Origin of the sequence: Thermococcus sp., from assembly GCF_015521605.1 — an archaeon.
GTDB lineage: Archaea > Methanobacteriota_B > Thermococci > Thermococcales > Thermococcaceae > Thermococcus.
This window is the reverse complement of the sequence record NZ_WANV01000001.1, coordinates 1-25,407: the sequence shown is the minus strand read 5'-3', so window position 1 is coordinate 25,407 and position 25,407 is coordinate 1. Positions and strand designations below refer to the sequence as shown.

The following is a 25,407-nucleotide window of genomic DNA, read 5'->3' as shown; positions in this document are numbered from 1 at the left end:
GGATACTTAAGTCTTACTCAAGTTACATATGGCACAATGACATCAAACGAGAGAATATGTTGTCATATGACTTTCAGAAGGAGTCATACGCTAAAAAATAGACAAATCAGAAGACAGCGGCGGGAAATTTCGAAAATTTTTCGAAAAACTTCGGGAACATTAAGCTAAAAAATGTTTGGCACTATAAGTGTACCATGCCCACCTACTACGGCATCAAACTCAGGCTCCACCCACAGGTCTACGAGCCGGCGGAGGACACCTTCCTGCTCGCGGAGAACCTCGCGGTCAAGGGGGGAGAAGTTGCGCTCGACGTTGGCACAGGGACGGGGTTAATAGCGCTCCTGATGGCCAGAAAAGCCCGCTTTGTTCTGGGAGTGGACATCAACCCACTGGCCGTCGAGCTCGCGAGGGAGAACGCAAGGCTGAACGGCATTAAAAACGTCGAGTTCCGCCTTAGCGACCTCTTTGAGAACGTTTCTGGAAAGTTCGACGCCATAACGTTCAACGCCCCCTATCTACCGGGTGAGCCGGAGGAACCGATTGATCTGGCCCTCGTCGGGGGAAAGACAGGAAGGGAAGTTCTCGACAGGTTCATCAAGGAAGTGCCCGAGTATCTAAACCCCGGAGGGGTCGTTCAGATAGTCCAGAGCTCGATAACAGGGGTGGAAAAAACCCTGAAACTGCTGGAAAAAGCGGGGCTGGCCGCGAAGGTTGCCGCTAAGAGGCACGTATTTTTCGAGGATATCGTCCTGATAAACGCTACGCTGAGCGATTGCGTTTGACCTCGAAGAGGAATTTAACCCTGGGCCTCTCAACTGGCTCGACATCGTCCTCAAAGAAGTCAATTTTAATCTCCTTTGCGTTCAGCGCGGATTCTGGCTTTACCCTTTCGAACATGAAGGAAAAAGCGATGCCCGGCTTTTAAAGTTTTCGCACATTGCCGAAGTATTTTTCGACGATAAAATATCCCGTGGGGGCGATTCCACACACCCGACCCATCACCTTTTTAAAGCGCCCGCCCAAGCCAACCCCAGAGAGAGTATTAGGTGAGGCTAATGGCGATAACGTTCAAGTCTGACCCCAACATGCCAGATGAGACTGCGAGACTGTTCAGGAAGCAGCACTACGCTTTAGTGGGCAGACACAGTTCGGTCAAGCTCTGTCACTGGCTGAAGGAGAGTATAAAGAGGGACAGGTTCTGCTACAAGCAGAAGTTCTACGGGATACACAGCCACCGCTGCCTGCAGATGACTCCAGTCACAGCGTGGTGCAGCCACAACTGCATATTCTGCTGGCGCCCGATGGAGGGATTCCTTGGAACGGAACTCCCAGGCCCGTGGGACGACCCGGCGTTCATCGTCGAAGAGAGCATAAAGGCACAGAGAAAGCTCCTCGTCGGCTACAAGGGCATGCCCGGCATAAACATGAAGAAGTTCGAGGAGGCGTGGAACCCCAAGCATGCCGCCATAAGTCTCTCCGGCGAGCCGATGCTCTACCCCTATATGGGGGATCTGGTGGAGGAGTTCCACAAGAGGGGCTTCACAACATTCATAGTCACCAACGGCACCGTTCCGGAAAGGTTGGAGGAGATGATAAGGGAGGACAAGCTCCCGACCCAGCTCTACGTCTCGCTAACCGCCCCGGACATTGAGACGTACAACACCGTAAACGTCCCCATGGTGCCCGACGGGTGGGACAAGATAAAGGAGTTCCTCGGGCTCATGAGCAGGGCGGACACGAGAACGGTGGTCAGGCTCACCCTCGTCAAGGGGGAGAACATGCACAATCCCAGGGGCTACGCCGAGCTGATCAAGCTCGCTAGCCCGATGTTCATTGAGGCCAAGGCCTACATGTTCGTCGGGTTCTCAAGGAACAGGCTCACAATCAACAATATGCCCAGGCACGAGGAGATAAGGGCCTTTGCGGAGGAGCTCGTCAGGTATCTCCCCGGGTATCACATCGAAGATGAATACGAACCGAGCCGGGTCGTGCTCATAATGCGCGACGACGTTGATTCTCATGCCTCCGGCAGGGAAGGAAGGTTCATAGAACACTGAGTCCCTCTTCTTTCCATTATGGAAAAAGTTTATTTATTCTGGCCGCTTAGAATGAGCTTAGGGGTGTAAGGTGATGAAGAAGGTTCTGGCTCTAGTAATGATTGTTTTCATGCTGATTCCAGCCGTTAGTGCCGGAGCGATAGACGGCTCCGCAAGGTTTCTCAAAGATGCCGCCAAATCCACCCAACAGACGAGGGAGATAAGTCTGGCCATAATGGCCCTCTCGGTGGGGGCCAACGACCTGAACTGGGACATAACCCCCGACCTAGTCACCCTCGTTAACAACATGCTCAACTATCAGAACCCGGACGGCGGATGGGGCCTTTATCCCGGAGAGACCAGCAATGTGCTCGACACGGCCTATGCCGTTATAGCCCTCAAGAGGGCCTACCCGTACCTCAAGACCATGGAAAGGCTGGACGTGAGGCCCGCCATCGACCGCGGCCTCTCATACCTTCTCTCGGCCGAAAACAAAATGGGCTGGGGGTACGTGCCCGGAACGCCGAGCTCGTGCTACCCGACGCTGCTGGCCATCTGGGCCCTGGGCGAGAACGGATACAGCTACAACAGCAGGGCCGTCAGAAACGCGGTTGAGTACGTGGAGAACGCCACCTGTGAGATTTCCGAGTACGAGGCGCTCGCCCTCAGGCTCATAGCCTACCACAGCATAGGCTACCCTGTATCCAACGAGACGTTGGAGACCGTAAAAGACCTCCTCCTCAACGACAACGGCCTGAAGATGAAAGAGCGTGCCATGCTCGCGTACGCTCTCGTCTTATACACCCCTGTGGATTTTGATACCGCGAGGATACTGATCAAACTCGAATCATACGGCAAGAGCTCAAACGACCTCGTGTACTGGATGAATACCCCCGACCTGTTCTCATCAACGGAACTAATAGCCACAACCTCCTACGCCCTCATGGCCCTTTCGACCACCTTTGAGCTGCCACCGGCAAAGGAGGTCAAGAACCCCTACGAGATGCCGTGTCAGGAGCTCAAGAACATGCAGAACCCGGACGGCGGATGGGGCCTCGGACTCAACGAGCCCTCCGATGAGAAGGCCACCTATTACGCCCTGGCCTCCATTCAGGCGTGCTACCCGGAGAGGGAGAGTATAGAGAGAGCCCTCGCATGGACGAGGGAGGCCTTCAAAAACGATGCCGCCTGGATGGAAAAGAACCGCAGGATGTCCGTCGGATACTACTACGCCCTCAAAACGCTTCTCATGTACAACAACCTAACGGCGGAGGAGAGAGCCCAGGCGGAGGAACTTATACGGAGTGTCCAGCTCGACTACGGCCTCTGGGGCAACACGGTGCTTGGACCGCAGCCCTACGAGACCGCCCTGGCGATCAAAGCCCTCCGTGAGCTCGGGGTTTCCGCAAACGATTCCCTCATCCAGAGGGCGAAGGAGTGGCTCCTGAGCATAAGCAACGGCGGATGGGGGACGTACGTAACCACCAAGTACTACTCCTACATGCTCAAACCGGACGTGCTGACGACCATAACCGTCCTGGAGGCCTTGGACGGAATAGCCACCCCTGAAGAGCTCAAACCCCACATCGAGTGGCTCATCGACCAGAGACTCGATGGCGGCTGGCCCTACTGGAAGACGTACTACGTCTGGGAAAAGAACAGGGAGTTCCCGGGAACCCCGACCGTTGAACTCACAGTCAGGGCGACCGACCTCCTCATCGGTTACGGTTACAACTACACCAGCGAGACCCTGGATTTCGTCATGAACGCCAGGGACTCCGGCGCCATAGACAACAGGACGATAGAAGTCGCTAGTGCGATAAACTACCTCTCACGCTTCCAGTATGTTCCCCCCGTAAGCCTTTACGACGTAAGGAGCGCCCTTGACAGCGATGTGTTCGGAATAATCGCGCCCGGCATGGACAACGAGAGCATCGGAGCGATGATAACGACCCTCAACGACCTCTTCAGCGGCGGCTTTATCCCGCTCAACACAACCGTGATTGGCGAAAACAGCTACATAGTAATGGCGAACTTCGGAGACTACCCCATCAGACCATACAACCCGTATCTGAAGTTCTACGTGGATGACGGAACCGTCACCGTCGGAAACATCACCGTGCCCACCGGCAAAGCCGTAGTCCTCGTTCCGGGCAAGACCCCTAAGGGAGTCGTTCTCTTCGTACTTTACGAGCCAGAGAATGCAGAAATTGCCAAAGAAGTCTTCACCACCGGATTCATAAGATACCTGAGAGGCGATGCGATGATTCTCCTCAGCGAGAACGGAAAGGTGAGGGTAATAGTGGTGGGGTGATTAAGAGGTGAGGGCTCTAATCATAGGGGTCGGCCAGTGCGGAACGAAAATAGCCGACCTCTTCGCTCTGGTTGATTTTGAGGCTCTGGCCATAAACACATCAAAGGGAGACTTGGACTACCTCAAGCACGTCCCCCCGGAGCGGAGGATACTCATAGGGGAGAGCCTCACCGGCGGCAAGGGCGTCAACGCGAACCCGATACTCGGCAGAGAAGCCATGAAACGCGACCTGCCTTTGGTTATGCGCAAGATAGGTTCCATAATAGGCTACGAGGACGTCGATATATTCTTCCTGACCTTCGGCTTCGGAGGAGGGACCGGTGCCGGAGGAACGCCCGTCTTGGCGGAAGCGCTCAAAGAGGAGTACCCAGACTCCCTGGTGGTTGCCATCGGCGCACTTCCACTCAGAGAGGAGGGCATACGGCCCACCATAAACGCCGCCATAACCATCGACAAGCTCTCCAAGATCGCCGATTCCATAATAGCCATAGACAACAACAAGCTCAAAGAGGGCGGCGACGACATAACGCGTGCCTACGAAAGGATAAATTATACGATAGTCGAGAGAATAGCCTCCCTTCTGGCGCTGGTGGATGTTCCCGGCGAACAGACCCTCGATGCGAGCGATTTGAAATTTGTCTTAAAGGCCTTTGGGAGCTTTGCAACGGTCGGATACGCGAAGGCCGAGGCAAACAAAGTCAAAAGCCTCTCCAGGCTCATCGTCAAGTCCTTTGAGAGCGAGGGGCTCTACCTTGAGGCGAACATTGAGTCGGCCCTCTACGGACTGGTCGCGATCCACGGCCCGCCCGAGACCCTGAAGGCTGCGGAGATTTTCGAGGCGCTCGACTATCTCACCAACAAGATACGGGGCAAGCAGATATTCAGGGGGTTCTATCCCGACCCGCGCGAGAGGGAGGTCGAGGTCGTTACGCTCCTCAGCGGCATCTATGAGAGCAGGAGCATAGAGGATATAATCATCACCGCAAAGCGGTACGCCCAGTCATTCATGGAGGCAAAGGAGGAAGCTGAGACCAAAAAGAAGGAGCTCCTGAGCGGTCTGCCCGACTTCGATGACGTGTACGCCAGGGGAGGAAGTGAGCTCAAGGAGATATTCCCCGACGGCGAGTATCCGGACATAGATGGGATAAGCAAAAAGCTCAGGAGGGGGAAGGATGACTGAACCCATCCGGGACTCGGTAGAGGTTGCCCTGGAACTTGACGAGAAGGAGGTTTACGCCCACATCGCCCACGAGAGCGCAGAGGACATAATCAGGATAATCTCCTCCCTCGATGCGGAGAGGGCAAAGCTCCACGGTGAGGTAATATACTACAAGGACGACTGGGATGACCTCATCAGGGAGAGGATAGCGAAGGGAAAGCGCCATACTGCATTTGACTTTTACAATCCCTCCCTGCTGGACATCTGGGAACAGAAGGTCAAGGAAATCAAGGAAGCGAAGAAGAGGGAGAAGATGAGCTATGCCGCAATAGGTGCGCTTATTGCCGCCACCGCAGCCGCGACGGCGATCCTGGGTCAGCCTTATATCATACTTGGGCTCGCGATACTCCCCGTGGTTCTTCTGATCAGGGATTCCACCCGGGAAAAGCTTGATTTAATTTACTACGAGCTAACACAGTTCTTTATTGATGAACTGAAAGGACTCATTGAAAAGCACTCCCTTCAGCCGGAGAGGTATAAGTTCAAAATATTCAGCGGCGATTACTTTGGTGTCAGGACTATAAAGGTCGGAACGGGTCTTTTCGCCGTCGTAAACGCCGAAAAGCCCGAGAGTAACGATTAAATAGATGTTCAGAGATATACCATACTGAGGGGAGAAATATGGTGGTAAAAAAGCGTGGTCAGGTTTCACTTGAGTTCATGTTAATCTTCGGAATGATGCTCATCCTCCTGGTGTACTCGGTAAACAACATAACCTTCAAGGAGGGCTCCACCTCAACCGAGACCCTGCGCATCCAGATAAGCCTTGAAGAGAAGAACCTAGCCAACGCGATATCGAACACCATATCCCAGGTCTACGCCCAGGGCCCCGGAGCGAAGTCAACAACCTATGTAAGAATCACGTATCTGAGAGACCCCGATATGCTTCTCAAAGGTCTGGGTGTGAACAGCCCCAAGGTTTTCATAACCTACGGGAACTACAGCACCGAAGGCAACGGGACGTACGTCACCGTTACCGGAACCAACGTCACCGCTGTTCTCAGTGGCGGGAATAAAAACGTGTTCTGGAGCCGTGCTATGTACCAGGCCGTCCTCTACACCAACTCCTCCGTGTGGTCTCCAGCTGGGAGTACCACGTTCAACGCGACCACAGTTTACGGCATTGAGATCGACCCCACCGATCTTCCCGGAACCCTTGAGATAGTCGTGGAGTGGAACCCGGACAACCCCAACTCATGGACCTTCGATTCAACTGCCGGTGAGCTTCACATAAACATAAACCCCGGTGGCTGAAGATGAAGCGGGGACAGATAAGCCTTGACTTCCTCTTTGCAGTGACCCTCATAACCATCACGATGCTCAACCTAGTCTACATTGCCGACAGCGAGAGGGCCCACTCCGAAACCTTTGACACCATCGCGAAGCTGAAGGCGTTCTCCATCGATGTCCGGGACTCCGTTGTCAAGGTTTACACTGCCGGGGACGGGTTTACCGTGAGAAAGGAACTCCCGATAAACCTGGATGCGGGAGACAAGGTAACAGTCAGCCTACTCGCCCCGGATAGTGTCGTTGTTAACGCCACGATAGGGGGAAAGGGCTACCGCGTGGCCCAGAGGAGCCCGGTGCCGATATACGAGAACACCTCGGTGACCCTTACTGGGGCGGATAGGGATTTCAGCATAGTGGCGACGTACAATGAAACGGAGGGGAGGCTGGATGTCACCCTCTCGCCGTAAGGCACAGACGGCCATAGAGGTTCTCTTCATAACCGCCATTATTCTCGCAGGGATCGTTCTGATAGTCCCCCCATATCTGAACGAGAACACGGCCGCTTCAATAATATCGTACGTTAGAGGCTCCGCCTCAGATGCCTGCGCCTATCTGAACACCGGAGTCATGATCAACGAGAGCATCTACACCCCCCTAAACGCGATAATAAACGCCAGCAATTACACATATAGGGCGTTTCAGCTCGCTGGGGTGCGCACCGCGGAAATCAACGGCACGATTCAGATCAACATCACGATAACCTACGCGGGGGCGGGACTCTCCGAAAGTACCGTTGAGGCAAATATAAAGCAGTACATTGAGGACGACCTGATATCCAAGACCAACGTGGTTAAGCAGAATGGAAAGCTCTACCTAGGCGGGAGAGAGATTGAAATAAACGTGGATGTGGTGAGAGTATGAGGAGGGGCCAGCTGCTCTCGTTCGATGCGATGCTGTCGATGGTCATAATAATCCTGCTACTCGGCACTATCACCACAACATCAAGTGCCCTGAAGGGCGAGATAACAACCGTGCTCGGATGGTACGAGAGGGCCAATGTTGGAGACAACATGCTGGACATACTCGTCAAGAACCCCGGAACTCCGGACAACTGGCAGACAGATCCAGCCAATCTGGCCTTTCTGGGTCTTGAGAACAGCCAGTATCCAAACACCATAGACTATGCGAAGATAGAGGCCCTTAATGATGCCGTTGCCGCTAACGATCCAGCCGTGAGGGCGGCGCTGGCAAACATCAGCATGGGGAAGGACTTCACCCTGGGATTTTACCTCACAAGGGTCGAGATTGAGGGAAACGTGACGGTCATACCCCCCCAGACAGAGGGCTCTGTGGACATCCCCTCCGGAGGCCATCTCTCCGTCACTCCTACCACTGGATACGCATACGGAAGGGGACTCATCGCCGAGTGGATAAGCCCCGAGAGAAGCGATGCCCCCGGTGTGGGGAACATAGCAAACGTGACAAATGTAACCGCAGGGGAAAGCTTCGTCTTCAAGCTCGCGGAGGACGGAAGCGTCAGGCTCGACCTCATCGGCCCCGGAAACCAGGGAGGGCCGGTGAACTACAACATACCCGCCGGCTCAATCGTCCATATAGACGTTGAGACCGGATACCTCCTCATAGGATGGAACAAACTCGCCGACGGCACCTACGAGCTCTGGATTCCCCTGCACCGTCTGGGACAGCAGATATGGACCACTTGGACGGGAACCGTGTGGTGGGGGCAGGGAGGAACAGTCTCCTCGACCAACATGACGATTAAGTACGTCTACGCAACCAAGGTTGTGAGCGCTGACTACAACATAACCATGATAAACGGCAGCTTCGTTAACGATCCCGCAACGATAATCGCCTCCCGGGAGCGCTCACCGTGGGTGACCTACACCGAGAGGAGAATCCCCATGACAAAGATGACCTACAACAGGAGCTACACGGTCACCGCCGACTCACTCCCCACCGAGCTCTACGTCGGGACGATATACACCCCAATCCCAGACTACATGGCGCTTAAAGTTGCGTTCAACGGCACCGGCCACGTCGTTGCCGTGGCGTGGATGAGGGGAACCAACATCTCCGGGTACTCCGTCATGGCCGTGTACAAGACCTCCGCAGATTCAAACGTCAAGGCCATCATAAACCAGACGATCAACGGAAACTCCTACGTCAAATCCTACTCCTCAGAGAACCCCTACTACATAATAATCCCATGGAAGGAGTTCCTTACCCAGATAAGGCCGGGAGAGAGTCTCGACATCTACGTTTGGGTCTACGAGATGAAGGACATAACAATGGTCGAAATAACGGATCTTAACGGGATTGATACCATCATGAGACCCCAGGCGAGCCTAGCGGTGCTAAAACTGTGGGTGTGGGATGACTCATGAAGAGGCGAGGCTTCATATTCACCCTGGATGCCATACTCGCCCTCCTCCTAGTCACCATGTTCGTGGTCAGCATAACCCAGATCAACCCCAGTGCTCAGGTTTATTCCACGTACATGCGCTCCCAGTCGAAATATGTCGCCGACGACGCGCTGACAATGTTCAGAACCCTTCCCCTAAGGGAACTGGTGCCCCCCGAGACCCTGGAGGAATGGATGACCGGCCCGGATCCAGTTATCAACACAACCCTCGTGACCCCCGACATGTCCCCCATAGATATAGTCGCCACTTACTGGGCGACGGCGCCGCTCTTCCCCTCTGCGAACCTGAAGCACAAAGCCGAGATAATCCTCGGGTATGTACTCAACAACACTCTAAAGGACTACAACTACGAGCTGATGATAAACAACTACACCAGCCCGTACCTCCGGAAGGTTGGCTCCAACTACTCGGCAGCCAGGGACGTGACGCCGGCAACGCTGATACTGAGCGGATACGCCTACAACCAGACACCGAGGGGCTACATGGCGAGGGCATTCCTCAATAAGCTCGGGAGCAAAGAGAACACGTACACCATAAGGGGCGGATACATATACTCCCGGACGGACAATCAAAACGACGAGGTCATAATCAGGTACATAGTCCCCGCGGACGCCATTCCGCCGGATGCACAGGTGGAGGAGATAACGTGGTTCTTAGAACCTGCCTGGGTGGGCTCCAACTACGAGATATATCTAAACGGCCAGCTCATCTGGTCCGGATACGTTAACAACAACCGGCTGATCCAGGATACAGACCCCAGCGGTGGATACGCCCTCATAGAGAACTTCCATCCCGGAGAAACTAACGTGTTTGAAGTTAGGGTCTACAAGCCCGGATACGACGGCGGTGAGGACGGTGCCCAGTACATAAGGATTAGATACCGCACGTCCATACCATCCACACTTAGATTTACCGACAGATTTTACTTCGAGGACGTCACCGCCAAGTATGGGATAACCGCGTGGAAGTACCTCTTCGTTCCGGGCGAGATAAACTCCCTCAGCGTCCAGGTGGCCGTTGGGAACGTATCCCCCACCACTCCGGTTACCCTCTCCTTTATGTTCAACAACGAGGTTTCCGTGCCGCTCAGCGCCCCCTGTCAGTACAACTCCACCACCCAGGTGAAGGTGTGCTACTGGGACAACGCGACGATAGCAAACGCCCTGGCCAGCGCGGGGTACAACTACACCCACATATCCAGCAGGTACACGACACTAATCGTGAGGGCCGGGAATGAGAACACCCGGTACAGTCCAAACATCCATCTTATAGGAAACGAATCATTCGTTTATGCCGACTACACCCCCGGCGTTCTTCTTACCTCGTACACAATAGACGTAACTGAGCCAATAACCCTCCCCAACCAGGATTGGACGCGCTCGGTGACTATAAACTTCAACGTTCCCCAGGGTGTGACTCCCCTGTGGGTCAAGTTCCAGTTCCCGTGGCTGTACTACGTTAACTACGGGGAACCCTCACAGTCAATCCGCGTTGACAACCCCTTGATAGACCCCACCTACATATACCAGCACCCGCCAAACCCCTTCATCTATGCGCTCGCCAGGGTTGGTTACACCAGAAACACCTTTGACTACCAGTACAATCCGCTTCCCAACGCGATAGCGCCCGGAACCAATACTATAAACATCGACCTTGGTCAGGGGTACTACCTCCAGCCGAGCAACGGAGATGGTGAGCTCACGTACGTTATTCAGGGCTTTGCAGGTTATGGAGACGTGTTCCCCGAACTTCTGAGGCCAGGGTGCTCCGGCTACAACATAACGTACTACTGGAGTGGAGACACGTTCCCCCACTACGTGACCGCGGGAGACGCCCCCTACTGTGACGTTACCGCCCAGGATCTCCTCGATGGAATGGACAGATACGCCGTTGATGATGCAATAATAAGGCTATTCCGCAACCTCGGTGGCGATGGGACCCAGGAGAACCCAATACTGGTGCAGCTGCCGCCAACGGTAAACATCGTCTTCGTATCCATGGGCAACATACCCGGCCTGTTCCAGCCCATAACAATAACACTCAGAGTCTGGAGGGAGAATGGATGAGGAAACGGCGGGCATTCCTAATGAACTCAACTGTCATACTCCTTCTGATACCCCTCATGCTCCTTTTGGCCACGTATGAGGACGTTTCATCCCAGATAATAATGAGTCAGAGCGAGAGGACCCAGGTTGAGAGAACGTACAGGGTGGTATCGTACGTTGAGATGGACTTCCAGAGAACCCTTGAGATATCCGGAAAGAGGGCGATAGTCACCGTTGTGGATTACATCGCAAACACCCGGGACTTTTTGGATCCAAACGACCCAAACGGTATGGCAAACGCCACGATACGTGACCTAGTTCTGTTTGGCCGGTCTCCACAGGTCGCGAGCAACTACTCCGAGCGGCTTATGAAAGATCAAACGGTTCTAGGCTGGCTAGGCAACATGTCCACCGAACTCAGGAAACAGGGGTATGATCTCAGGATAGCAAACAGGAGCATTGCCGAAATCGAGGCCATGAGCGTGTCCCAGAAGAGCAGTTTTCTCAGGAGCAACATAGAGCTAACCGTTGCCCCTCTGGATGCATTCAGAATCGTCATACGCGCCAGAATAAAGGACGTGACGATTTCAGACGTCTCTGGTAAGGTAGTCTATACCGGCCCCATACCGAGGGAGAACTATGTTTACTCAATAATATCAATCGAAAACCTTGAAGACCCCATATTCTCGGCACTCACCTACGGTAGATACTACCGCTCAATTGAACCCTGTGAGTACACTTTCCCCGAACTCATGGACAGGCCCGTTAAAACGCTCTACGGGAACGGCACCAGCACGAGCGACCATGTACTCGGCAAATATTCCTCCACAGCCTGGGACACTGGACACATATTCTACGGCAACTCGTATCCCGGCGACGGGGCAGATGGATACGTACTCCGCAGCGGGGACATAGCCGGCGTCACCGCCCCGATAATAGTCAATACCACGATAAACGGTGTCCCGATCTCTCCGCTTGAGGTATTCAACGACGATGACGTTGGAGTGCTCGTGTTCGGCAATGTGAGTGCAACCAGTCACTGGTGCGGGTCCAACTACAAGTGGAGGGTCAACATCACGATACCCAGCTACGCCGATGGAAGCCTTGTGCTCCTAAAGATACCGACCTCGATATTCCCGGGTATATACCACACCGACGGAACTGCCTCAATGATGATCTATGAAAAGTCCACCATCACGTGCACCCCTGTGCCCTTCTGGATAGAATACTGGGGAACCTCCTACGTCTGGATATGGATAAAGGCCAGCGGTACCGACTACTCGATTTACTTTACGGACAACCCGTCCTATGCCACCGACGGGTATAACAAGGAATACCTGTTCTGGCTCATTGACACCTTCGACGGCACGTCGATAAATCCCGTCCTGTGGAACAACCTCGCAGACGCGTACCTTGATGGGAACGGCCATCTGGTCGTTCCTGGCGGGACTGAGAAACTCGCCCTCCAGACAGTCAACTCAATAGACGGCGAGTTCTTCGTGAGGTTCAGGATGAGGCCGAACAGCACCGCTCTGGACTTCGATGGAGGAATCGAGACGGAGTTCAACTACACGGAAACCCAGGCCCTGGGAGACTACCTCAAGATCGTCATAAACTACGATGGGCCAGAACTGACGGACACCACGAACGTCCAGGTGCCAATAAGACTCAGCGCCACAAACATCAGCGGCATAAACTCAGATCCCGCAACGAACAGGGCGGAGATACTCGTATACTCTGATCCGCTCCTCCAGAACCAGATACCCTTCTGGATAGAATACTGGGACACGACCAGCGCCCAGGTGTGGGTAAAGACAAACCTCACGTACACCGGAAGAACCTGGAGCAACGGATGGGTGTACCACTACAACGCCACAGTTTACATCAAATACAACACGGGCACACTCACCAGGGGAGACGGAAACCAGGTCTTTGAGTTCTTCGATGACTTCACGGGTACAACCCTGGATACAGGGAAATGGGACACCCACGGAAACCCCTCCATAAATAACGGCTACCTCCAGCTTCCGAGCAGGAGCTGGATATGGACAAAGGCAACCTTCCCGAGCACATACATAATGGACATCAGAGGGAAGCTCGTTGACAACCCTGGAATAATGTGGAACATCCGCAGGAGCACCGGGTGGGGTCGGATTGAGGACATCAACTACTACGGCGATGGAAGGGGATACCTGTGGTGGTTCAACGTCCTTACAAGCAACTGGATCGGGTGGTATGACTCCAGTACGACGGAGTACACCCTAAACTCATTCCAGAACATAGAACTAAGGGTAACGTCATTCTGGACTGACATATACCAGTTCTCAGACTGGACCAACAAAGTTCTGAGGAGCTCGTACAACGCCGGAGCCAGCAGCAACCGTGCCGTAGGCCTGGAACAGTGGAACGGAGGCCCCAGTGAGTACGACTGGGTATTCATCCGCAAGTACCTGGAGGACGAGTACCTGAGCTACACCATAACTCAGGGCGGAGGGGGAACCCAGACCACAACGGAGAGCGAGAGTGTGCAGTTCATCGACGACAACGCGGGGTTCAGCGACCACAATGGGGACACCCTTGCAATACTGGAGAACTGGGGCAACAGCCTTGCCTCAGGCAACCCCACAACCCTGTCCGACTACCACAGGTATCAGGTTGTATTTACGCCCGTTTCCGGCGGAGTGTATCTTGAGTTCACAGACGTCGACAACCCCCTGAGGAGCTCTACCGTCAGCATAAACAAAGAGCCCGTGTCAGCAACGAAGGTGGGCATTGTGATAGACAGCCAGTCCCAGGGCATCCTCGTCAACGCCGCGTACTTTGACTGGATAGTCATCGGCAGAATGCCCTACTACACAACCGACTCCATAAGCTCCACCACCGTTGAATCGGCACCCCAAACAAGCAGTGCATACAACGCCCGCGCCTATGACCTCCAGCCCCTGATATCATGCATAATCGAGCAGAAGTACTTCGGAACATACGAGGGAGTATCGTTCTTCGAACGCCTTGAAAACAGCGTGACCAACCACGCTAAATACTTCCAGCTGGCAAAGGAGATGCAGGACGAGCTGGGAATGAAATACGGAGGCGAGTACTACCCCATCGGGCTCGTCAGCTTTATGGTGCCCAACGCCGACTATGACCGCAAGCTCTTCGACCTGTTTAACAACTTCGGAATAACAATAGAGGAAGGACAGAGCAGCGTGGACTACTACTTCCTCAACTACTATTTTGGCAGGATAGAAAAGATGCCCGCATACCGCGTTTGGGGTATATCCTACGGTACGAGCGCCCTCACAGGCGACTTAAGTGTTGTGCCGTTCTTCCTTGACAACCAAACGGCAGCGGCCGTCCTGGGGCCAACCGGAGCAGAAGACCTGCTGAAGAGGTGAAATCATGTCTGTGGAAGACGTCCTCTACGGAATCGGCGAGTCCGTGGATTCAGGAATCAGGAAACTCATTGATTTTATAGACCCCTCCCCCTCAGAAGAGCCGCCAAGTTTTAGGTATCTCGGCAGACTTGTGAAGAAGAGATTCACAGCCCATGAATACCTCAGCCTCAAGCTCCAGCTGGCTTTTCTCAGCTACCTTGTTCTCAATCTAATTCTGCTCTTCATCAGGGCAGGCCCACTGTGGCTTGGAGGAGTGGCCGTAGTCTACTTCCTCTACCTACGATACACCCTGGTCAGGAACCGGGAGTTCTTCGTCGAGCACGAGCCGTACAGGTTCTTCTACTACGCAATATCGTTGATCTCTTTCGCCGTTTTCCTGGGATACCTCGCAGTACGGAGGACAGCCACGAGCATCTACTATTACTACGCATACCTCTTAGCGGCCTTTGCGGCCGTCATGGCATTCCGGTGGTACTTCAAGCAGAGATACGGCAGGGACTACACCTACGGCGTTGTTGAGGAGATCAAGGGCAACGTTGTCAGGGTCTTCGTCCACGACGACATAGCGGCCAATGTCAAGCCCGGCCACTACTGGGTCGACGCCGTGGAGGATCTGGAAGTCGGCAGGGTCGTGAAGCTCATCGTGGAGGACAAAAAACTCAGGGGAGCCGTCCCGGTAAGGATAATAGAGGTCTACCTCACGGATCAATCCTCCCAGAGTTCGACGGAGCCGAAAAATGCAACCGAGTGAAGAATCAGCAGATAGATGGAATGGCAGGGTTCAATTAAGTTCGTCTTGACGAAGCCCTCTCCGTTCTTCATTATCTCCAGGGGCTCAACACCGTGGCATTCGGGGAAGACCGTTACGGAGTCCTCTCCCCCAACAACACGGAAGCCAAGTCCCTCACAAACCGTTTCCAGGAGCCCCTTGAACCCATCCCACCTATCAATCCTGGTTCGGTAGTAGAGCGTGTGCCCCAATCTATCACCAAAGATAGTAAGAGTCGAACTTTAAAAAGTTTTCTAATTTGCAATCTTCAATCGTAACCAGAAAGGCTTTTTCAGAGATGCTCCAACGTGTGGAGGGGCGATGATGAAAGAACCCGTTGCCGAGAAAAGATGAGGAGAGGACCGACTAGCTGAGCTCCCCGCAAAGCTCAGCAAAGTTGCGGTAGATATCCTCCCCGCGCTCCGTGTGGGCAACCTCCGGATGGAACTGGACGCCGTATATAGGAAGGCTCTCGTGCTTCATGGCCTCGACCGGGCAGGTCTCGCTCCTCGCGAGCAGCTTGAAGCCCGGCGGGAGCTCCTTCACCTCGTCCATGTGGCTCTCCCAGACCCTGAGCCTCTCCGGAAGTCCCCGGAAGATGTCGTCCTCCTCCAGTATCTCCACCTCAACGAGGCTGTACTCGGCCTTCTCGCCCCTTCCGACCCTTCCGCCGAAGTGCTTCACTATCAGCTGGTGGCCGAGGCAGATGCCAAGGATTGGCACGTTGAACTCCCCGTAGTGCTCAAGGATGGCGGAGCAGTTGCCGGTCTTCTCTATGTCGGGGCCGCCGGAGAATATTATGCCCCTTGGCTTCATTGCCTTGATTTCCTCCAGGGGAGTGGTGTTGGGGATTATCCTTGCCTCAACCCCAAGATAGCGGAGGGTTCTCCAAATCCTGTGGACGTACTGCCCGCCGTTGTCCATTATGATTATCATGCAACCACCTCACTCGAACTCTATCGTCGCCGGCGGCTTGTTGGTGATGTCGTAGAGCACCCTCCCGACCTCGGGTATCTCGCTCGTTATTCTGAAGGCTATCCTCTGGAGAACCTCGAAGGGAACGTTCATTGCATTGGTCGTCATGCCGTCGAGGCTCTCCACGACCCTAACCGCTATCGTCTCCTTGTAGGCCCTTATGTCCCCCTGGACACCGACGGTCTTTACCCCCAGAAGGACAGCGAAGGCCTGCCAGGGCTTCAGCCCGACCCTCTCGATCTCCTCCTCGACTATGGCGTTCGCTTCTCTGACGATGGCGACCCTCTCCGGCGTGACCTCCCCGAGAACCCTAACCGCCAGTCCCGGCCCAGGGAAGGGCATTCTGCTGTATATCTTTTCGGGCAGGCCAAGTTCTTTGGCCAGTTCCCTCACTTCGTCCTTGTAGAGGTCACGGAGCGGCTCTATCAGCCCGAGGTTGAGCCTCTCCGGCAGACCACCGACGTTGTGGTGGCTCTTTATCTTCCCCTTGCTCTCGATCCAGTCGGGGGCTATGGTGCCCTGAATGAGGAACTGGGCGTCTATCTCCTTCGCGACCTCCTCAAACACCTCGATGAAGACCCTGCCGATTATCTTCCTCTTCTCCTCTGGGTCCGTTACGCCTTTAAGCTCGCTGAAGAACCTCTCACCGGCATCGACGTAGTGCAGGTTGAGGCCGAACTCGTCCCTGAAGGTCTTCACCACGAACTCTGGCTCACCCTTCCTCATAAAGCCCGTGTTGACAAATACCGCGTGAAGCCTTTCCTCTATGGCCTTATGAGCGAGCACCGCCGCGACGGAGCTGTCAACGCCGCCGGAGAGCGCTATTATAGCCTTTCCATCGCCGACCGTATCTCTTATCTCCTCAACCTTCTCCTCGATGAACCTCTCCCACATAACCATCACCCTCTTTTTGCCACCATTCGGGCGTCAATTTATAAACTTATCTTGAGGGAAATTAGACATGTTCATGTTAAAACTTCCCCAAGCCTGTCCTCCTCAAGGGCCTGCCTCAGTTCCATGGCTATTCTCCTCCCGGTACTCACCGGTTTGTCGTAGCGGAGCCAGCTGTAGGGGGAACCGTGGACGAAGGGATTCGTCCCGGCAACTATTCTCGCCGAAATCTCGAAGACGACGAACTCAAGCTCCTCTGTGAAGACCCCCTCAAGACAGAAGGGGCCCCACAGGCCGCCCATGAGCTCCTCGGCAGCTTTAATCGTCCTCTCCCCGGCTTCAATGACGTCCATCAGGAGGCTCTCCCTCAGGACGAGGGGGATGTTGCCTACCACCGTGTAGTTGGTGTTGGGTTCAAGAGCGAGCTGCTCTCTGGCCGGAATCCTGCCTATCGCGTCCACATTGGACTCATATCTGCGGTCAACGCTCATCAGCTCCAGCTCGCGGTTGAGCTTCGAGTAGAAGTAGTGGGGATAAACCGGAACTCCGAGGACGTACTCCTGAATCTGAATTCCCCTCAGCTCCTCCTTGCCCCTAATTCCGAGTCTCTCCGCTTTCTTCCAGAAGTCCCCCGGGCTCTTCGCCAAAAAGTAGCCCTTTCCGCCCTTGGCCCCGTGCGGTTTGACTATGACCGGCCCATCTATGTCGTCGGGGTCTTCGTAAACCCGCGGAAGCCTCAGCTTTGCCCTCTCAAGCCACTTTCTCTCCAAAGAGCGGTCGCTCTCCCATCTCAGCACCTCTTTGTTGCCGTAGTAGGGCACGCGCATCTTCTCGACCAGTTCGATCCCAAGGTGTGCCACGAAGGAGCCGGTAGGGATAACCACCGCCTCAAGCCCAAGCAGTTCTTCCTCCGGATAGGCCCCCTCGATGAAACGGTCGGCGACCGGGAAGTACTTCGTGTAGAGCGGTCTGACCCTGCCACTTCCGAAGGCCACCGTTTCAAAGCCCTCCTCCTTTGCCCCCTTCAAAATCTGAAGGGCCGAGTGGGAAGCGTATGTGGCGATCCTCATTCCTCCTCACCTAAAAGCCCCGGTAGGGACTCGTGAACTGCTCTCAGCCCGGAAACCGGTTTTCTGAGAAGCTCCTCACCCTTCCAGAGGAAGGCCGCGTCACCTCCTCCAGCCCTCCCGATGACTTCGAAGTTTCTGAAAAGGGCCTTTAGTTCGTCGAGTTTCTCCTCGGTGAAAGCTACGAGGTAGCGCCCATGGCTCTCGCTGAAGGCCACCTCGACCGGATTATCGGTCCCGGAGGGAACCTTCGAGAGGTCAACGGTGAATCCCACCTTTCCGGCCACGGCCATTTCCGTTAAAGCGACGGCGATTCCTCCCCTGCCAACGTCGTGGACGGCCCTAACGAGGCCTTCCCGTATAGCCGTCAGAATCCCCTCTGCGTTGGCCCTCTCCCCGTCGAGGTTCACGCGGGGGACAAGGCCGCCCTCAACGCCGAGCCTCTCGAACAGCTCCGAGCCGCCGAGTTCAGCCTTCGTTGTTCCGACGACGCCTATGAGAAGTCCTTCCTCAAGCCCCATTCCCGGAATCTCCTCAAGCCTGACCTTCCCAAGGCCCGCAACCACCGGTGTGGGCTTTATCGGCCTCCCGGCAACCTCGTTGTAGAAGCTGACGTTGCCGCTGACGTAGGCCAGGCCAAAGGCCTTCGCTGCATCGGCCAAACCTTTGACTGTCTCGGCGAAGCTCCAGTAGACCTCTGGCCTCTCCGGCGAGGCGAAGTTGAGGTTGTCCACCAAGGCTAACGGTTCGGCCCCTACGCTGACGAGGTTTCTGACGACCTCGGCAACGGCCCCCATTGCGCCGTGGTATGGGTTGAGGTGGCTGTGGTTCGGATTGCCGTCCGCCACGAAGGCAAGGCCGTATTCGTCGTTGATTTTCAGCACGGCGGCATCGCGGCCGGGCTTGAGGACTGTTCTACCCTGAACCTCGTGGTCGTACTGCTGCCAGATCCAGCGCTTGCTCAGGACGTTCGGACTGCCCCAGACGAGGTCAAAAGCATCTCCAAAACCAATCCTGGGTGTTTCAACGGGTCTTTCGGCGCTGTAGGGCCTCAGCTCCCACTCAATCGTCGGAACGTCCGTGAGAAGGTCAACCGGCAGGTCGGCGACCTTCTCGCCCTTCCAGCGGACGATGAACCTCGGCTCCTCGATAACTTCCCCGACAACCGTCCATTCGAGGCCGTACTTCTCGAAGATTGCTCCAAGGAGGTCAACGTCGCCCTCGCTAACGGCGAAGAGCATCCTCTCCTGGCTCTCTGAAATCATTATCTCGGCTGGTGTCATTCCTGGCTCACGGAGCGGAACCCTGTCAGCATAGACCACCGCGCCGAAGCCCCTCTTCCCGGCCATCTCGGAAGCGGCGCAGGTTAGTCCTCCACCGCCCAGATCCTTCAGAGCCTTCACCTTCCCCGTGTAGACCGCCTCAAGGGTAGCCTCGATCAGGAGCTTCTCCGTGAAGGGGTCGGGGATCTGCACCGCGGAGCGGTCTTCCTCCTCCGCGTTCTCTCCGAGTTCCTCGCTCGCGAAGGTGACGCCGTGAATGCCGTCCCTGCCGGTTCTGTTGCCGACGAGGACGAGCTTAAGGCCAGCTTCGGTAACGTAGCTGTGGACAAGGTGCTCGGGCCTCATTATTCCGACGCAGGCCACATTTACGAGCGTGTAGCTGTCAAGACTCTCATCGAACTCCGTCTCGCCCCCAACAGTCGGGACGCCTATCCTGTTGCCGTAGTCGGCTATCCCCTTAACGACCCCCTCAAAGAGGTAGCGGTTTCTCTCCCTCTCCAGCGGGCCGAAGCGTATGGGGTCGAGGAGCGCTATTGGACGGGCGCCCATGCAGAGTATGTCCCTGACGATCCCGCCAACCCCGGTTGCGGCTCCTCCATAGGGCTCGACAGCGGAGGGGTGGTTGTGGCTCTCGATTCCAACGGCTATCCAGGTGTTCTCATCAAACTTCACTATTCCGGCGTCCTCACCGGGACCGAGGACAATGTGCTCGTTTTCGGTCGGCAAAAGCCTCAGCCAGGGCCTGCTCGACTTGTAGGAGGCATGCTCGCTCCACATGACTTCGAGCATCGCCCACTCAAGTTCGTTTGGCTCCCTGCCGAGCCTTTCACGGATAAGCTTTTCCTCGTGGGGGAACACTTTACTCACCTCTTCGCCCACTCCACCATGCTCTTGAAAACTCTCAACCCATCTTCACCGCCCAGAAACCTGTCGCTCGCGCGCTCAGGGTGTGGCATGGTTCCAAGGACGTTTCCCCCTTCGTTCGCTACCGCCGCTATGTTGAGAACCGAGCCGTTGGGATTGACCTTCCCCGTTACATCGCCACCCTCATCGCTGTACTGGAAGACTATTCTGACCTTGGACGGGTCGTCGACGTAGTAGTTGCCCTCGGCGTGGGCTATCGGCATCCTTATGACCTCCCCCGGCTCGTAGAGAAATGTAAACGGCGTTTCAGTATCCGCAACCCTGAGGTGCACCCACCTGCAGAGGAAGCGCGGGACCCTGTTAGGTCTTAATGCACCAGGTAAAAGGCCGGCCTCGGTGAGAATCTGAAAGCCGTTGCATATCCCGAGGACTGGCCTTCCATCTCGGGCGAACTCCTTAACCTCCTCCATTATCTCCTGCCGAGCGGCTATCGCTCCAGCCCTCAGGTAGTCGGCGTAGCTGAAGCCACCGGGCAAGACAACGCCATCGAAGTCCTTGAGTGAGCGCTTGTACCAGACGCGTTCAGCCTCGGCGCCGGCCTTTCTTATGGCCCTCTCAGTCTCAAAGTCGCAGTTCGTCCCCGGAAAGACCACCACCGCAAAGCGAACCATCTCAGCTCACCGGCTCTATCCTGTACTCCCAGCTGTGGATCAGCGGATTGGCGAGAAGCTTTCTGCACATCTCCTCGGCGTCTTTCTCCGGGTTTTCGCTCTCCAGCTCGAACTCGAAGTGCTTGGGAACCCTGAGGTTTTCAACAGCGTACCCGAGGTTCCTGAGGGCGTTCCCTATGACCCTCCCCTCGGGGTCGTTGAGGCCTTCCCTGAGGCGAACGATGACGGTAACCCTCCACCTCATTCCGACCACCTCACGTGACCACCTTCTCAAGCTCGTCGAGCTCAATTGCCCTCTTAATCTCAAGAGCGATTCTCCTCCCGGTGCTCATCGGCTTCCTCCAGAGGGAATTCCCGTAGGGGTGACCAACCGCCATGTGAATGTTAGTTCCCCCACCGGTTCTCGGGGCGACATCGTAGATGTAGAAGTTGAGATCCTTATCCACGGCCGTCTGGAGCGTGAACGGCCCGATCATTCCGGGCGGATAGTACTCCTGCGTCGCCTTCACGTACCTCTCGGCCATGTCGAAGACCTTTTCGAGCAGGCTCTCCCTCAGCGTTGAAGACGCGTGGCCGGTTACCGTATACTCCGGCTCGAACTGCCATTCTGGGAGTGTTAGCTGCTGGCTTGCCGGAAGCCTCACATGACCGTCCAGACTGGTCTCGAAGCGCCAGTCGATTCCCAGAAGCTCAATCTCCCCGTCAATCGGGGAGTAGAAGAAGTCGAAGTTGAAGACCGGTCCGATTATGTAGCGCTCGATTCTGGCCCTGGCGAGGTCTTCCTCGGTGATTACGCCGAGCTTGATGAGCTTCTCAGCCTTCTCGCGGAACTCATTGTAGCTTGCAGCAGTGAAGAAGCCGCGCTCAAGCCTCTTCTTCGCGTGCGGGAGCTTGACGATGACGAGACCGACGTCGTCGATGTCCTCCGGCTTTACCGGTTCGGGATAGGGGAGCCTAGCTTTCTCAAGCAGCCAGTAGTAGCTCTTCTCTTCGCTCCTCTCCTCGCTCCTGAGCAGGTTCCTGCTGCCGAAGAGCGGAACGTGAAACTCGTTCTCAACCCTGTCAATGCCCGTGTAGACCACGAAGGAGCGGTTTGGGACGAAGATAACGTTCCTCTTCACCAGCTCCTCTTGGATTTCCACGATTTGGGCGAACTTCTCTAGGATCATAACCTCGTCAATGAACCCCTTGGTCAGACCGTCTTTCGTCCTCCGGAGCTTGAAGTACTCCGCGTAAGTCCTGTGCCTGCCCCTCTGGGCGACAACGAGTACGGGCAGGCCCTCCTCCTTCGCACCGTCGGCTATGTCCAGGGCGGAGTGGCTCCCGATGACTCCAACGGTTATCTTTTCAGGGTCGTACTTCTCAAGGATTCTCAAAATCTCCTCGCGGCTTATCATCTCCACCACCTCAGCATGAATTCGGCTCGAATTCCCTTCCAAACTCTCCCATCAGGCGGATCCTCTTCCCGACGCTCTCCCTAGTGCCCACATCCCTCCTGTAGAACAGCTCACCCTTAACGTGGCCGATGGCGCTCTGCGCTATCCTCTCCGCCTCTTTGAGGGTATCGGCGATTCCAACGACCGCTATGGCACGGGAACCGAGGAGCGTGAGGTTCTCGTCAACGGAGGCGTAGTAGAGCTTCGCCCCGGTTTCGGCTACAGCCTTTTCATCAACCTCGACCCGGACACCTTTAACCGGGTTCGTTGGATAGCCCTTGGGTGCGAGGTACTTGATAACGGTGGCTTTTTTCTCAAACTCCACCTTCCTAAGGTTGCCGTCAATGATTCCCTCGGCTATCTCTGTCAGCGGGGTCTTGAGGAGCGGAAGAACGTTCATGGCCTCCGGGTCGCCGAAGCGGGCGTTGTACTCGATTATGACGGGGCCTTCCTTGGAGAGCATGAACTGGCCGTATAAGATTCCTCTGTAGGGCGTTCCGTTCTTTCGCATGGCCCTGATCGTTGCTTTGAGCGTTTCAAAGGCCCTCTCATAGTCCTCTGTGGTTACAAACGGAAGGAGGTGGTTTGAGCACGAGTAACTCCCCATTCCACCTGTTATGGGGCCTTCATCATTCTCGTAGGCGTGGGGATAGTCCTGGGCGAGGGGCATCGGGAGTACTCTCTTCCCGTCGCTGAAAACCTGAAAGGTAAACTCCACCCCGTCCGTCCTTTCTTCGACAAGAACCCGGCCGTCTTTCCTGATCAGCTCCTCGGCATAGGCTTTTGCTTCCTCGTTGTCCCTCAGCTGATAGCCGACGACCTTAACCCCCTTTCCGCCGGTGAGCCCGAGGGGCTTCACAACGACAGGCTTTCCAAAATCGTCTATCCACGAGCGCATCTCGGAGACGTCATCAAAGACGCGGAAGAGCTTCCTGCCGGGGATCTCATACTTCTCCATGAGAGAGCGGGCAAAGGCCTTGTTGGTCTCAAGCCGAGCGGCCTCTTTGGTCGGTCCGACCGCTGGAATGCCCTCGCGCTCAAGGAAATCAACTATGCCCTTCTCAAGCGGTGCCTCCGGCCCTATGAAGGCAAGCTCCACCCCCCATTTCCGGGCGAGTTCGAGTACTTTTTCGGTATCCGTCTCCCTGGCCAGGCCATATCCCCTGGCGAGCCTCGCCAGCCCCGGATTTTTGTGCCTTGAGACGACGTACAGCTCGGCGCCGCTCCTCACGAGCGCCTCGCCGATGGCGTTCTCCCTACCTCCACCCCCAACGAGCAGAACCTTCATGAACTTCACCATGTATTTGTCAAAAATTTAAGTTTTTAAGCTTTGTTTTTACATTAAAATGGCAAAACTTATAAAGGTCAAAGCGAACTCCATCCGGTGAAGTCCATGAAGGTGCTCGTGGTGATGGGAAGCAGGAGCGATTCCCACATAGCCGAGAAGGTTACCGGGGTTCTCGACGAGTTCGGCGTTGACTACGACGTCGAGGTCGCCTCGGCCCACAGAAACCCGAAAAAGGTCGAGGAGCTGGCGAAGAAGGACTACGACGTTTTCATAGCGATAGCCGGGCTGAGCGCCGCTCTGCCAGGCGTCATAGCGGCCCACACGGTCAAGCCCGTCATCGGGGTTCCGGTCTCGGCCAAGCTCAACGGCCTCGACGCACTCCTGAGCATAGCACAGCTTCCGCCGGGTGTCCCGGTCGCCACCGTCGGCATAGACAACGGTAAAAACGCCGCATTGCTGGCAGTGGAGATCCTCGCGGTAAAGGACGGGAAGCTGAGGGAGAAGCTCGAAGAGTACAGGGAAAGGATGCGGGCATAAGCCCGCATCAGGACAATCTCTTATTCAACCCTCACTTTATTTTAGAAACACCTGATTCAAGCACACATTTTGGAACATTTTAGCATTTTTAAGTCTTTCCTTTTTCCGTCGAACTGTAACAAGGTGTTAATCAAATCAGGTGTTTTCTCCTCTCGTAGTCCTGGGAGTGCCACCCCGAACTCCTGGTTCTAAGCTCCACCATGTGGGCGACCATCTCGGCGCGTTTCTTCGCCTCTCCAACATCGAAATCCCAGGCAAGCACGACCCCGAGCCTCCTCCCGGGGTACGCCTCCGGCTTTCCAAAGAGGCGAATCGTTGCGTTGGGGACGCTCAGAGCTCTGGTTAGCCCCCTGAAGCGGGGGGAATAGCCGGAGACGTTGGCCTTTATGACGTGAGTTGCCGCTGGAGTCAGCATCGGGAAGAGCCTGTAACCGTTGACCCATTCTCCCGGAATTGGAAGCCCCAAAACGGCCCTGAGGTGGAGTCCGAACTCTGAAAAGCCCGTCGGGTGGGAAGCCAGGGTAACCATCCCCGTGTCGTGGGGCCTCGGCGAGACCTCGTTGGCCCAGACCTTGTCGCCCTTCACGAACATCTCGACGCCAAAGAGTCCCAAACCGCCGAGGACGTCGGTGATGCGCTTCGCTATGCGATAAACCTCGCGCTCGGCTTTCTCGCTTATCTCCGCCGGCTGCCAGCTGGAATGATAGTCACCGTCGATCTGGTAGTGGCCGACCGGCTTCGGGAAGGTCGTAACTATCTCGCCGTTCTCGTCGTAGTGCCTCACTGCCAGCTCGGTTATCTCGACGTCGAAGTCGATGTGCTCCTCCACGATTATCCTGTCGGCGCTTCCCCTCGCCTTCTTCTTGGCCTCTTCCCAGGCCTTCGGGACGTCTTCAGGCCCCTTAACGAAGTAGGAGCCCTTGCCGGAGGAGCTCATTATGGC

The 25,407-nt window shown here is 55.5% G+C and carries 24 protein-coding genes; 13 read left to right on the top strand and 11 right to left on the bottom strand.

Annotation, left to right across the window (positions count from 1 at the left end):
• Positions 1-194 precede the first annotated feature (194 nt).
• The gene (locus F7C11_RS00120) at positions 195-782 is read left to right on the top strand and encodes a HemK2/MTQ2 family protein methyltransferase (RefSeq protein WP_297089740.1); all 588 of its coding nucleotides are present in this window, start codon (positions 195-197) and stop codon (positions 780-782) included.
• Here the strand turns inward: F7C11_RS00120 and F7C11_RS00115 are convergent.
• Positions 760-897: a hypothetical protein gene (locus F7C11_RS00115; protein ID WP_297089738.1), complete on the bottom strand. Its 138-nt coding sequence runs from the start codon at positions 895-897 to the stop codon at positions 760-762. The two genes, F7C11_RS00120 and F7C11_RS00115, sit on opposite strands and share 23 nt — an antisense overlap.
• Before the next feature lie 158 nt (positions 898-1,055).
• Here F7C11_RS00115 and twy1 point away from each other — a divergent pair, with 158 nt between their 5' ends.
• The 11 genes from twy1 (at position 1,056) to F7C11_RS00060 (ending at position 15,434) form a co-directional block, all read left to right on the top strand.
• On the top strand, positions 1,056-2,057 hold the full coding sequence (gene twy1, locus F7C11_RS00110) for a 4-demethylwyosine synthase TYW1 (RefSeq protein ID WP_297089736.1): 1,002 nt from the start codon (positions 1,056-1,058) through the stop codon (positions 2,055-2,057).
• A 73-nt stretch (positions 2,058-2,130) separates the two neighbouring features.
• Positions 2,131-4,350 carry a prenyltransferase/squalene oxidase repeat-containing protein gene (locus F7C11_RS00105; RefSeq protein WP_297089734.1) on the top strand — a complete coding sequence of 740 codons (2,220 nt, stop codon included), beginning with the start codon at positions 2,131-2,133 and terminating at the stop codon, positions 4,348-4,350.
• 7 nt (positions 4,351-4,357) lie between these two features.
• Positions 4,358-5,530 (top strand): cell division protein FtsZ, encoded by a 1,173-nt coding sequence (locus tag F7C11_RS00100; RefSeq protein WP_297089732.1) that lies wholly within the window; start codon positions 4,358-4,360, stop codon positions 5,528-5,530.
• Complete coding sequence (locus tag F7C11_RS00095; RefSeq protein ID WP_297089730.1) at positions 5,523-6,152, top strand: hypothetical protein; 630 nt, start codon at positions 5,523-5,525, stop codon at positions 6,150-6,152. The genes F7C11_RS00100 and F7C11_RS00095 overlap by 8 nt, the downstream gene beginning before the upstream one ends.
• A gap of 38 nt (positions 6,153-6,190) precedes the next feature.
• On the top strand, positions 6,191-6,823 hold the full coding sequence (locus F7C11_RS00090) for a class III signal peptide-containing protein (protein ID WP_297089728.1): 633 nt from the start codon (positions 6,191-6,193) through the stop codon (positions 6,821-6,823).
• Positions 6,824-6,825: 2 nt separating this feature from the next.
• Entirely contained in the window at positions 6,826-7,266 is a 441-nt protein-coding gene (locus F7C11_RS00085) for a hypothetical protein (RefSeq protein WP_297089726.1), read from the top strand.
• Positions 7,226-7,720, top strand: coding sequence for a hypothetical protein (locus F7C11_RS00080; RefSeq protein WP_297089724.1), 495 nt, complete (start codon positions 7,226-7,228; stop codon positions 7,718-7,720). The genes F7C11_RS00085 and F7C11_RS00080 overlap by 41 nt, the downstream gene beginning before the upstream one ends.
• Positions 7,717-9,204 carry a hypothetical protein gene (locus F7C11_RS00075; protein ID WP_297089722.1) on the top strand — a complete coding sequence of 496 codons (1,488 nt, stop codon included), beginning with the start codon at positions 7,717-7,719 and terminating at the stop codon, positions 9,202-9,204. Before F7C11_RS00080 ends, F7C11_RS00075 begins: the two co-directional genes overlap by 4 nt.
• Positions 9,201-11,309, top strand: coding sequence for a hydrolase (locus F7C11_RS00070; protein WP_297089720.1), 2,109 nt, complete (start codon positions 9,201-9,203; stop codon positions 11,307-11,309). Before F7C11_RS00075 ends, F7C11_RS00070 begins: the two co-directional genes overlap by 4 nt.
• Positions 11,306-14,683, top strand: coding sequence for a DUF2341 domain-containing protein (locus F7C11_RS00065; protein ID WP_297089718.1), 3,378 nt, complete (start codon positions 11,306-11,308; stop codon positions 14,681-14,683). Before F7C11_RS00070 ends, F7C11_RS00065 begins: the two co-directional genes overlap by 4 nt.
• 4 nt (positions 14,684-14,687) lie before the next feature.
• Positions 14,688-15,434 (top strand): DUF2101 family protein, encoded by a 747-nt coding sequence (locus F7C11_RS00060; RefSeq protein ID WP_297089716.1) that lies wholly within the window; start codon positions 14,688-14,690, stop codon positions 15,432-15,434.
• On the opposite strand, the gene F7C11_RS00055 is transcribed toward F7C11_RS00060, so the two are convergent.
• The 9 genes from F7C11_RS00055 to purD form a co-directional block, all read right to left on the bottom strand.
• Positions 15,389-15,664, bottom strand: a complete 276-nt coding sequence (locus F7C11_RS00055) for a TonB-dependent receptor (protein WP_297089714.1) — start codon at positions 15,662-15,664, stop codon at positions 15,389-15,391. The two genes, F7C11_RS00060 and F7C11_RS00055, sit on opposite strands and share 46 nt — an antisense overlap.
• A gap of 154 nt (positions 15,665-15,818) precedes the next feature.
• Positions 15,819-16,388, bottom strand: coding sequence for a GMP synthase subunit A (locus F7C11_RS00050; protein WP_297089712.1), 570 nt, complete (start codon positions 16,386-16,388; stop codon positions 15,819-15,821).
• A gap of 9 nt (positions 16,389-16,397) precedes the next feature.
• Positions 16,398-17,321 (bottom strand): glutamine-hydrolyzing GMP synthase, encoded by a 924-nt coding sequence (gene guaA, locus F7C11_RS00045; RefSeq protein ID WP_394354833.1) that lies wholly within the window; start codon positions 17,319-17,321, stop codon positions 16,398-16,400.
• Between the two features lie 71 nt (positions 17,322-17,392).
• Positions 17,393-18,388, bottom strand: coding sequence for a formate--phosphoribosylaminoimidazolecarboxamide ligase (locus F7C11_RS00040; RefSeq protein ID WP_297089711.1), 996 nt, complete (start codon positions 18,386-18,388; stop codon positions 17,393-17,395).
• Positions 18,385-20,526, bottom strand: a complete 2,142-nt coding sequence (gene purL, locus F7C11_RS00035; RefSeq protein ID WP_297089817.1) for a phosphoribosylformylglycinamidine synthase subunit PurL — start codon at positions 20,524-20,526, stop codon at positions 18,385-18,387. The genes F7C11_RS00040 and purL overlap by 4 nt, the downstream gene beginning before the upstream one ends.
• A 5-nt stretch (positions 20,527-20,531) precedes the next feature.
• Positions 20,532-21,203, bottom strand: coding sequence for a phosphoribosylformylglycinamidine synthase I (gene purQ / locus F7C11_RS00030; RefSeq protein WP_297089708.1), 672 nt, complete (start codon positions 21,201-21,203; stop codon positions 20,532-20,534).
• 1 nt (position 21,204) lies between these two features.
• Positions 21,205-21,447 carry a phosphoribosylformylglycinamidine synthase subunit PurS gene (gene purS, locus F7C11_RS00025; RefSeq protein WP_297089706.1) on the bottom strand — a complete coding sequence of 81 codons (243 nt, stop codon included), beginning with the start codon at positions 21,445-21,447 and terminating at the stop codon, positions 21,205-21,207.
• 10 nt (positions 21,448-21,457) lie between these two features.
• Positions 21,458-22,600: a formate--phosphoribosylaminoimidazolecarboxamide ligase family protein gene (locus F7C11_RS00020; protein WP_297089815.1), complete on the bottom strand. Its 1,143-nt coding sequence runs from the start codon at positions 22,598-22,600 to the stop codon at positions 21,458-21,460.
• A 10-nt stretch (positions 22,601-22,610) separates the two neighbouring features.
• Positions 22,611-23,927 (bottom strand): phosphoribosylamine--glycine ligase, encoded by a 1,317-nt coding sequence (purD, locus tag F7C11_RS00015; protein WP_297089813.1) that lies wholly within the window; start codon positions 23,925-23,927, stop codon positions 22,611-22,613.
• 105 nt (positions 23,928-24,032) lie between these two features.
• Between purD and purE the strand changes: the two genes are divergently transcribed.
• Positions 24,033-24,464, top strand: a complete 432-nt coding sequence (gene purE / locus F7C11_RS00010; RefSeq protein ID WP_297089811.1) for a 5-(carboxyamino)imidazole ribonucleotide mutase — start codon at positions 24,033-24,035, stop codon at positions 24,462-24,464.
• A gap of 130 nt (positions 24,465-24,594) precedes the next feature.
• Here the strand turns inward: purE and F7C11_RS00005 are convergent.
• A partial coding sequence (locus tag F7C11_RS00005; protein WP_297089704.1) for an ATP-grasp domain-containing protein occupies positions 24,595-25,407 on the bottom strand: 813 nt, incomplete at its 5' end.

Coding starts and splice junctions, on each gene's coding strand:
- F7C11_RS00115 (WP_297089738.1), bottom strand. CDS start 897: ATGTTCGAAAGGGTAAAGCCAGAATCCGCGCTGAACGCAAAGGAGATT.
- F7C11_RS00090 (WP_297089728.1), top strand. CDS start 6,191: ATGGTGGTAAAAAAGCGTGGTCAGGTTTCACTTGAGTTCATGTTAATC.
- guaA (WP_394354833.1), bottom strand. CDS start 17,321: ATGTGGGAGAGGTTCATCGAGGAGAAGGTTGAGGAGATAAGAGATACG.
- purE (WP_297089811.1), top strand. CDS start 24,033: ATGAAGGTGCTCGTGGTGATGGGAAGCAGGAGCGATTCCCACATAGCC.
- F7C11_RS00050 (WP_297089712.1), bottom strand. CDS start 16,388: ATGATAATCATAATGGACAACGGCGGGCAGTACGTCCACAGGATTTGG.
- F7C11_RS00040 (WP_297089711.1), bottom strand. CDS start 18,388: ATGAGGATCGCCACATACGCTTCCCACTCGGCCCTTCAGATTTTGAAG.
- F7C11_RS00070 (WP_297089720.1), top strand. CDS start 9,201: ATGAAGAGGCGAGGCTTCATATTCACCCTGGATGCCATACTCGCCCTC.
- F7C11_RS00020 (WP_297089815.1), bottom strand. CDS start 22,600: ATGATAAGCCGCGAGGAGATTTTGAGAATCCTTGAGAAGTACGACCCT.
- F7C11_RS00095 (WP_297089730.1), top strand. CDS start 5,523: ATGACTGAACCCATCCGGGACTCGGTAGAGGTTGCCCTGGAACTTGAC.
- F7C11_RS00065 (WP_297089718.1), top strand. CDS start 11,306: ATGAGGAAACGGCGGGCATTCCTAATGAACTCAACTGTCATACTCCTT.
- purQ (WP_297089708.1), bottom strand. CDS start 21,203: ATGGTTCGCTTTGCGGTGGTGGTCTTTCCGGGGACGAACTGCGACTTT.
- F7C11_RS00085 (WP_297089726.1), top strand. CDS start 6,826: ATGAAGCGGGGACAGATAAGCCTTGACTTCCTCTTTGCAGTGACCCTC.
- F7C11_RS00120 (WP_297089740.1), top strand. CDS start 195: ATGCCCACCTACTACGGCATCAAACTCAGGCTCCACCCACAGGTCTAC.
- F7C11_RS00105 (WP_297089734.1), top strand. CDS start 2,131: ATGAAGAAGGTTCTGGCTCTAGTAATGATTGTTTTCATGCTGATTCCA.
- purD (WP_297089813.1), bottom strand. CDS start 23,927: ATGAAGGTTCTGCTCGTTGGGGGTGGAGGTAGGGAGAACGCCATCGGC.
- twy1 (WP_297089736.1), top strand. CDS start 1,056: ATGGCGATAACGTTCAAGTCTGACCCCAACATGCCAGATGAGACTGCG.
- F7C11_RS00060 (WP_297089716.1), top strand. CDS start 14,688: ATGTCTGTGGAAGACGTCCTCTACGGAATCGGCGAGTCCGTGGATTCA.
- F7C11_RS00080 (WP_297089724.1), top strand. CDS start 7,226: ATGAAACGGAGGGGAGGCTGGATGTCACCCTCTCGCCGTAAGGCACAG.
- purS (WP_297089706.1), bottom strand. CDS start 21,447: ATGAGGTGGAGGGTTACCGTCATCGTTCGCCTCAGGGAAGGCCTCAAC.
- F7C11_RS00075 (WP_297089722.1), top strand. CDS start 7,717: ATGAGGAGGGGCCAGCTGCTCTCGTTCGATGCGATGCTGTCGATGGTC.